Below are 7,975 nucleotides of genomic sequence, written 5' to 3'. Positions count from 1 at the left end.
CGGCTCCAGGTCCACCAGGAGATCCAGGTCGCTCTCCGGCCCCGCCTCGCCGCGGGCGACCGACCCGAAGATCCGCAGGTTCGTGGCGCCGTGCCGTCCGGCTATTGCGAGAATCTTGGAACGCTTCTTCCAGATCAGATCGTGCGTGACGGACATGGCTGTTCAATCAGTCTTATCGGAAGGTGGAGATATAAATTTGCCCCCGGTGACCGCATCGCTAAAATTGCGGCATCAAGGGCAGCCTTCACGAAGGGAACGGCCTTCCGGCGCTCCCTGATAAAGTCAGGCTAATATCCTCCCGGGTATACCCTACGTGTCTGTCAAATTCCCGGGAAAATGCAGGCTAGGAGAACAAACCCATAGCAGACTTCGTGCAGAAGACCGTGAACAAATCGGCGATCCGGAACCTCACCGTTCCGATCGCCACCGTAACAGCGTTTAACAACCTCATCGAGGCCGTCATCAACGACAACCCCTTCGAGTGCGTCGGGTATACCGGCTCCGACGGGGTCCCCGTTCCGGGGGTCATCCGGAACCGCGAGCACTACACCGCGAAGGTGGAGTTCTTCGATGACAACACCGGCAAGCGGGTCGGGGCCGTCTCCCTGCAGTCCCCCTCGATCACCGCCTTCAACGCGAACGCCGCAGAGGCTCTCGCCAACGCGACCCTCGCGGCCGCGATGGGCGGGGACGCCGAGCGCAACTTCGCTGGCGAGACCTACTACTGCCAGCTCAAGTGCCACGACCCGTCCGGTGACGACTACTACGTCACCTTCACGAGGAAGACCGTCCGGATCTCGTCCTACCAGGACGACACTATCCGGGCCGCGGTCGAGACCTGGGCGGATGCCGTGCCCGCCCTGGAGTGAGAGGGGGAGAATCCCCTCTTTCCTGCCAGAGAGGAGCCCATTTTGTCATTTTCTCTTCCAACTTTACCGGCTGTTGTATGCCCAAGCTTTTAAGCCGGCGATGCAAGCGGCGGGCAGAGAGCAGCCGTCACGAAGCGAGCGGAAACGAGCGAGTGGGGGCGCCCTAGGTCCAGTGCACTGGGAAGAACCAGGGTGATGTTCCGAAGCGAGCAGCGCCAGCGAGGAATCTCGCCCGGCGGCACACCGGAAGTTAGGATCAAGGCATCCACAGGACAAGGCACAGTTCAAAGGTACGGCTTTCGGGTTGGTGATGAGAAAAAGAGGCGTTGTTTCATCAATGCAACAGTTCAAAACCGGGAACCGCAAGCACATGCTTTGCTAGATACATCGCATCGTGGATTGATAGTTCCCCATCACCTGAAACCTCACCGACGCTCTCCGTCATCGAGTAACCCTCCATTCCAATAGTATACCAGGCGATATAGACAGCATCATAGAGCGAAACCCGATTATCCTCGCTAGCATCTCCGCTCTTCACCACGGTGAGCGGGATCGTGATGGTCGTGTTGCTGGCACCGTTCGTACCGGTTGCATTCACCCTGACTTCCCGCCCAGTTAAGCACATACCCCAGAGTATCCAGGTTTGTGTGTGGTTTTTCAGTTTCCCGTCGGTGCCCAAATCCCGGTTGCCGCGCTCACGGTTCCGACGACCAGACTGGTCATGACGAGGCACAGCACCGGAAGAAAGGTGTGGTTGGTGTGATGCATGGTTATTCACCCAAGTTACGTTAGAGAGCCGATATCTTGCCGACGTAGTAGTAGGCGATCTTCGCGGCGTCCCCGATGTCGACCCCGCCGTTGTTGTTGAAGTCGGCCGCCGGGTCGGCCGCCGTCTTCCCGACGACCATGTAGGAAACCCGGGCGACGTCGCCGATATCCACGACGCCGTTGTTGTTGAAGTCGCCTTTCAGGCCGATCCTGATGGTGCCGGCGGTGACGCTCATCGGGTGGACGGCAAACTCCTGGTCGCTCCAGGTGGCGTCGGTGCCCACAAGCGCTGTGACGTTGCCGCTCTTTCCGACGGCGGTGATGCCGACATCGATGACTGCCGCAGGATCAGTTACCGTGATGCCATCGGTGTTGGTCAGGGTGATGCGCACGAGGCCATCCGAGACGGCGTTGGTGACGAGCGTCGAGCGGGTGACCGTGCTGCCGTTGACGGTGACGTTGTCGATCCGCAGGTTAGCCGGGTCAGCGGTGAGGTCGACCGCAAACCCTGAGCAGCCCGTGACGTTGGCGATCCTGACCGGGAGCACGATGCTGCGACCGGTCGGGACGGCGGCGCTGGGGATGAGCAGGGCGGCGCCCCCGGAGGAAGGGGGCTGGACGTTGATCAGGTTTGCCCGGGTCGTGGTGTTCGACCCGGCGGCGTTCGTTGCGGTCAGGGTGACGGTGTAGGTGCCGGCGGCGGTGTAGGTATGGACAGGGTTTTGCTCTGTTGAAGTGCCGCCGTCGCCGAAGGTCCAGCTCCATGCTGTTGGGTTCCCGGTCGAGGTATCGGTGAACTGCACGGGGAGGGAGGCGCGACCGGAGGTGACGTTCGCGGTGAAGTCCGCAACAAGTGATGAATCGCTGTAAATTACAATAACGGAAGTTTCTTTGGTATTACCCGATGTATCGGTTGCTCGAGCGGTTATCGTATTCGAACCAGAAGACAAAGTGACGGATCGACTCCAAGAAGTTGTTCCGGATGCGGTCTGCCATGAACCGGAACCCACTCTCACTTCAACCTTACTCAATCCGACGTTATCCGATGCGGTTCCAGTCACGGTTATTGTAGAAGTACCAAAATCCTGGTTGGAATACGGATTGGTGATGGATATGGTTGGAAGAGTGGTATCTAGGGTTGTGAATGTCCATACTTGTCCCACTTCTGACTGTCCAGCCGCATTCCTTGCGGCGACCCCCCAAGCATGAAGTGTACCCTCATCCAATTCATATTGAGCAGGTAAGGTAAATGTGGTTGAGCTAGTAGTAAATACAAGGCCATTTCCTGTATTACCTCCAGCTAAAGCTAAGATATATTCACTTGCTTCAGTTACAGACTGCCATCTAAACGTTGGGCATGTTGGAACATGTGTTGCTTCATCTGATGGGCTGATAAGCACCGGTGATGATGGACGTGGAGCAAGTTGATTTGCAACATTTTGTCTTATGGTTGGAAGGTAATTATATAATACCTGACCCGGGCACTCAGTCGATGCAACATCTTGATGACCTGCAATGTAATAGTAATTTACATTCGCATTTGATACACCGCTGGCAAGTGGATCAATACCCTTTTGAGAACATTTCCAAGCTATAAGGTTTTCTGCACTTTGTAGGGCGGCATTTGTTGGCATAACCGTTGAAAATGTACCCAAGAAAGCAATACCCATAGTTCCAACATTGTGACCCAGTGCATGAGCTCCTATTACATTATCACCACCGGCTCTACCTTCGTAGATTATTCCGTTGGGGTCAATTAAGTAGTTATAGCCAATATCACCCCAGCCATTCTGATTGGTATGGTAGTCCCATATTTGTCTCACACGTGCTCCCCAATCCGTATCGCTGTTCGGTGTGGCTGTGTGGTGAATAATGATGTGGGTAACTGAGCTGAATTGGGGAGCCCAAAGAGAACTTGCTTGCCCATCTGGACACCCCCAACCAGTCCTTGATACAACAGACGGTTTATCAATACTCTGTAATTCAATCGCTTGATTTACTGCATTTTGATGCAGGGAAACAATAGCTGGCGATACATCGGTTCCAACCGGTTCCGCCGCTGCCGACGGCACCACCGTTACCAGTGCAAACAGCACTACAAGACAGAGTACCTGCTTCATCATCATGATCACGCATCCACGGTGCCGGCGCGGCAAGTGAGCTCCTGCTTGCCGGAGAGGCGAGAGGAGTATCTGATTAAGCAGGCAATGGCGGCGCAGGATCATGCCGGAATGTCGGTTGCGGCCCGTGAATGCTTCTCGCTTGGGAAGAGGCAGTCCTCAAAATGCCGGATCGGCGTCCAGTTTCTACAAATGTCGTTCATTCCTAGGCATTCAAAAACATTTCTCTTTTCCATTCATGCGTTCACGGTCGTTTTCACGGGAATCGCCAGGAGGAATGAATGATTCCACCTATCGATGCGCGGAGGATGGCCGCGGAGCCGCGAGGGAGGCACCACTTCAGCCGCATTCGTCTGCGCGGCGCGACCCGTCGATCGCATCAATAGGTGCCTCCAGCCGCGAGCATGCCCGGCGCCAGCCGTCACGCTGCGAGGCCGTGCTGAGCGAGTGAGGGCGTTCGCGGTCCCGGACACCGCAAAGAACCAGGGCGACGTCCTGCAGCGACCACCGGGAGCAAAGACGCTCGCCCGGCCGCACCGCCCGAAAAAGAAGCGCACTCCCCACCACCCCCGAACCGTTCCGGATATACCCCGGCCACCCCGGGCGTTGGCAGGCAGCCTGGTTCTCGGGCGCCGGCATGTCGGTGCCGGTCATGGCGCAAAGAAACGCGGCGCGGAGCTCGTAAAGAATTGGTAAGTATGCGGGGGAAGGGATTCGAACCCTTGAACTCCTTCGAGACTGGACCCTAAATCCAGCGCCTTTGACCTGGCTCGGCAACCCCCGCGTGCCATATATGTCGGCGCCGTGAGCATTATACTTGTTCCCCCGGCGCGTGACGCGACCGGTGAGGAAGTCCCCGGCAGCCCTCGCGGCACCATCCACCCCCGGGCCTGCTCTGGAAAATCTCTGCCCCGGACCTTGAATCCGACAACGGTCGCGGGATCCAGCCCCAAAAGTATGCCCGGAAAGGTATATTGTATATAAAGGCCCATTACACTACATACAATAGTAACCCCGGGGCCATCATACCGGAGACGCGCCTCCGATGCATTTGGGCAAAATCGTGCCCGGAATGGTAACAACAAAACCTTTATTGAATTGATCGACCGTATTCTCCTGTAGTTGAACTGAAATGCTGGGCGAACTTCTCCATATCCTGGCAGCGGCGATTATCAGCTGGATCCTCTTTGTAGCCGTCGATATCTTCTTCAAGTTGCCGGAGACAGGAGGAGTCGTCGGAGCCACGGCCATTGCCCGGGATATCGAGGCCGGCGGCGGCGATCTCGCCGGCGGCACCATGATGGGGAACATCGTCTGCTCCCCCGACGCCTCGGCCGGGACACTCCTTGCCGCCTGCGGCGTCTACGTCGCCGGCATCCCCGGCGGGCTCGCGGCGGCCGTGATGGTCTATATCGGCAACCGCATCTGCTACGACCCCGGCTATGCCGGGACCACCGGCGCGGTCCTCGCCACGTTCGTCATCTACGGCTTCACCCTGGTCGGGTTTGGTGCCTCGGACTTCATCGCGGGAATGGTGATCGCCATCCTCACCATCCAGGGGCTCTCCCATACCCACGCGAGCCGGCTCCTCGGACGGCTCTGGAGGATGAGAGAGTGATCGCGCTCTACGTCGTCGCCGCGATCGCGGCCTTTGCCGCCGCACGGGCCATCCTCGAGCGGAACACCGGCCGGAGGTTCCCGTACGCGAACGTCCTGAACTTTGCCGTCGCCGGAGCGCTCGTCCTCCTGCTCGATCACCCGATAACCCTCGTCGCGGCGGCAGCCTACTTCGTCGGCTCGACGCTTGAGGCGAACGCCATCGCAAGCACCTACGCCGGGGGGGTGAAGCGATGATCTTTGCATTGGAGGTCGTCTTCGGGCTCATCGCGCTCGCAGGCGCTCTCTCCGCCGCCCTCCTCAAGGACCCCTACGCGAAGTTGATCGCGCTCGGGATCCTGGTCTCCGGCGCCCTGCCGTTCATCGTGGACCGCGGCTACCTGGACGTCGCGATCGTGGCCTCTCTCATCGCCCCGATATCGACGATATTCGTCCTCATGGCCGTCCGGAGGGCCGAACAGTGAACACCGTATTCATCCTCGGCCTCGCCATCCTCCTGATCGGCGTCTTCTCCGTCGCCTTCGTGCGGCCGAAGACCTACATCGCCCGGCTGATCAACCTCGAGATCCCGGCGTGGGGCCTCCTCCTCGTCATGCTCGCCTACGACGAAGCCCTGGCGCTCATGACGTTTGTTGCCGTCACCGCGATCAGCACGTTCGTCATCGTCCGCCTGATGGAGTGGAGGGATGCATCGTGCTGATCATCACGCGGATCTCACGGGTCCTCTCCAACTTCAAGAACCTCGCCGCGCTCTTCGCCTTCGCGTGCGTCATCGTCTCCCTCATCGGGATCCTCTCCCTGCCCCTCGCGTTCGAGGAGAACCAGCTCTACCCGAAGACACTGCTCGACCCTGCAAGCGGGCTCTACCCCTACGACCGGGGCGGCGTGCCGTTCGGCACAACGGAGGTCATCTCCCAGTACCCGGAGAACTCGCCCTACGCGGGCTACGTCACCACCTACTTAACGCCCCTCTCGCTCTACCTCGCGGAGAACACGCTCTACATCGGCACGACGATCGTCGCCCACCCGGGCGGGATCATCGATGAGATCCTCTACAACACCCGGGGGGCCGACACCGTCGTCGAGACGAGCATCCTCTTTACCGCGTTTGCGATCGCGTCGTACCTCTACCGGAGGGAGGAAGAATGATCCAGGACTACTCGTTCGGCCTCCTCGTGGCGTTCGCAGCGATGGGAGTCGCATTCTTCGCTATGATGCGAGAGACCGACGGCCTCCACCGCCTCCTCCTCACGGACCTCATCGAGGTCGCGAGCCTCGCGTTCATCGCGCTGATCGGCACCGACCTCGCGGAGGCCCTCATCCTCCCGGGCCTTGTCGTCGGCACGTCCGAGTTGATCGCGCTCTCGGAGATATACCGGATCAAGGAAGGCTACACGACCCCGCCCGACGCCGGCCTGCGGATCGAGGTGATGGAGAGCGCACCCGGCATCCTTGCCGCGCTCCTCGTCGTCTACGGCATCGTTCTCTCCGGGTTCTCCGGCGGGGTGGTGGCTGGCCTCGGCGTGCTCTTCTACCTCCTCTGCCGCGGTCATTCCGAGCGGTTCGAGCTGATCGAGACGGCGAGCGGCTACTCGTGGGCGCTCTGGATCATCGCGTTCTTCATCTTCATGATCCTCCCGCAGTACTGGTTCTTCGCGGTCATGCTCTCGGGCTCCGCGATCCTCGTCAAGGTCATGGCCAAGATGTCGCTCATCGGCACCATGCGGGGTGGTCCGAATGCCTGATATCGGCGGAGATGCTCTCTTCGTGCTGGAGTTCGGGGATATCCTCCATTATTACACCCCCTACACCACCACGCTCTTCCTGCTCGCGCTGATCTTCACCGCCCTTGCCATCGCAAGCAGGCCCGAGAAGCAGGTGGACATCGCGTTCGGGGGCGACGCCTACTACGCGAAGGAGACGACGGTCTCCGAGATGCGTTTCCGGCGGTTCATGGCGATCGCCTGCGGCCTTGCAACGATGGGCGCGATGGGGAGCGGGGACCTCTTCAACTTCACGCTCTTCGTCTCCCTCGTCGGGATCGCGAACATCGGCATCGTCGCGGCGGTCAAAAGCCGCCACGTCCTCAACGCGGCATACGAGTACGGCATCGTCGCCATGGTCGCCACCCTGCCGCTCTTCGGGGGCGCGGCCCTGGTCGCGGCGACCACCGGCACGCTCGCGATACCGGTCCTTGCGGGCGGCGGGTTTGCGGTCCCGCTGGTGGCCAAGATCTTCCTCGCCCTCGGCGTCATCGGAGAGGGGATGGCGCCGTTCTACGCGGCGAAGGCCGAGATGTTCCGGGCGCCCGGCGCCCCCTACGTCATCATGTGCTCCCTCTCGTCGCTGTTGATCTTCCTCCGCGTCGTGGAGATTGTCATAACCATCTGATTGCCATGAAGAGAACGACAGTTACCTACGGACTCGCGGCATCGGCCCTCGTCATCGCCGTCGCATGGGGGCTGCTCGCGGCATCCCTCATACCGCTCTGGGCGGCCGAGACAGCCATCGTGATCGCCTTCCCCGTACTGGTGCTCTCCCTCGCGCTCTGGTGGCGGGCGCCGGGCGGAGAAGAGGACATCCCGTTCATAGGATACTGAC

General features: G+C 59.8%; 13 protein-coding genes, 1 tRNA gene and 1 pseudogene. 9 read left to right on the top strand and 6 right to left on the bottom strand.

Annotated elements, in window-relative coordinates:
• The coding region (locus tag V6K60_RS09325) for a nucleotidyltransferase family protein (RefSeq protein ID WP_332450251.1) at positions 1-156 on the bottom strand (156 nt) is incomplete at its 3' end.
• 203 nt (positions 157-359) lie between these two features.
• On the opposite strand from V6K60_RS09325, the gene V6K60_RS09320 reads away from it, so the two are divergent.
• On the top strand, positions 360-869 hold the full coding sequence (locus V6K60_RS09320; protein WP_332450250.1) for a hypothetical protein: 510 nt from the start codon (positions 360-362) through the stop codon (positions 867-869).
• A gap of 334 nt (positions 870-1,203) precedes the next feature.
• Here V6K60_RS09320 and V6K60_RS09315 read toward each other — a convergent pair whose 3' ends face one another.
• The 5 genes and pseudogenes from V6K60_RS09315 to V6K60_RS09300 form a co-directional block, all read right to left on the bottom strand.
• Positions 1,204-1,548, bottom strand: coding sequence for a hypothetical protein (locus V6K60_RS09315; RefSeq protein WP_332450247.1), 345 nt, complete (start codon positions 1,546-1,548; stop codon positions 1,204-1,206).
• 109 nt (positions 1,549-1,657) lie between these two features.
• Entirely contained in the window at positions 1,658-2,440 is a 783-nt protein-coding gene (locus V6K60_RS12850; protein ID WP_442919563.1) for a PKD domain-containing protein, read from the bottom strand.
• 81 nt (positions 2,441-2,521) lie between these two features.
• A pseudogene (locus V6K60_RS12845) lies at positions 2,522-3,757 on the bottom strand (N-acetylmuramoyl-L-alanine amidase); the annotation flags it as partial.
• Between the two features lie 339 nt (positions 3,758-4,096).
• Positions 4,097-4,411 (bottom strand): hypothetical protein, encoded by a 315-nt coding sequence (locus V6K60_RS09305; RefSeq protein ID WP_332450246.1) that lies wholly within the window; start codon positions 4,409-4,411, stop codon positions 4,097-4,099.
• A gap of 45 nt (positions 4,412-4,456) precedes the next feature.
• Positions 4,457-4,541, bottom strand: a tRNA-Leu gene (locus tag V6K60_RS09300).
• 348 nt (positions 4,542-4,889) lie between these two features.
• On the opposite strand from V6K60_RS09300, the gene V6K60_RS09295 reads away from it, so the two are divergent.
• From V6K60_RS09295 to V6K60_RS09260, 8 genes are read left to right on the top strand one after another with little or no spacing between them, the layout of a single operon-like run.
• Entirely contained in the window at positions 4,890-5,375 is a 486-nt protein-coding gene (locus V6K60_RS09295; protein WP_332450245.1) for a hypothetical protein, read from the top strand.
• The gene (locus tag V6K60_RS09290; protein WP_332450244.1) at positions 5,372-5,611 is read left to right on the top strand and encodes a DUF2109 family protein; all 240 of its coding nucleotides are present in this window, start codon (positions 5,372-5,374) and stop codon (positions 5,609-5,611) included. The genes V6K60_RS09295 and V6K60_RS09290 overlap by 4 nt, the downstream gene beginning before the upstream one ends.
• Positions 5,608-5,838, top strand: a complete 231-nt coding sequence (locus tag V6K60_RS09285; RefSeq protein ID WP_332450243.1) for a DUF2108 domain-containing protein — start codon at positions 5,608-5,610, stop codon at positions 5,836-5,838. Before V6K60_RS09290 ends, V6K60_RS09285 begins: the two co-directional genes overlap by 4 nt.
• Entirely contained in the window at positions 5,835-6,074 is a 240-nt protein-coding gene (locus V6K60_RS09280) for a DUF2107 family protein (protein ID WP_332450242.1), read from the top strand. The genes V6K60_RS09285 and V6K60_RS09280 overlap by 4 nt, the downstream gene beginning before the upstream one ends.
• Complete coding sequence (locus V6K60_RS09275) at positions 6,068-6,523, top strand: DUF2106 family protein (RefSeq protein ID WP_332450241.1); 456 nt, start codon at positions 6,068-6,070, stop codon at positions 6,521-6,523. The genes V6K60_RS09280 and V6K60_RS09275 overlap by 7 nt, the downstream gene beginning before the upstream one ends.
• Positions 6,520-7,119, top strand: coding sequence for an EhaG family protein (locus tag V6K60_RS09270; RefSeq protein WP_332450240.1), 600 nt, complete (start codon positions 6,520-6,522; stop codon positions 7,117-7,119). The genes V6K60_RS09275 and V6K60_RS09270 overlap by 4 nt, the downstream gene beginning before the upstream one ends.
• A complete protein-coding gene (locus V6K60_RS09265) occupies positions 7,112-7,765 on the top strand; it encodes a hypothetical protein (RefSeq protein WP_332450239.1) in 654 nt (217 codons plus the stop codon). The genes V6K60_RS09270 and V6K60_RS09265 overlap by 8 nt, the downstream gene beginning before the upstream one ends.
• A gap of 5 nt (positions 7,766-7,770) precedes the next feature.
• Positions 7,771-7,974 (top strand): hypothetical protein, encoded by a 204-nt coding sequence (locus V6K60_RS09260; RefSeq protein WP_332450238.1) that lies wholly within the window; start codon positions 7,771-7,773, stop codon positions 7,972-7,974.
• Position 7,975: the final 1 nt, after the last annotated feature.

The organism is Methanoculleus sp. (genome assembly GCF_036677455.1).
Classification (GTDB): Archaea; Halobacteriota; Methanomicrobia; order Methanomicrobiales; family Methanoculleaceae; genus Methanoculleus.
Note: the sequence above shows the minus strand (reverse complement) of the source record. Positions and strands in the feature narration are given on the sequence as shown.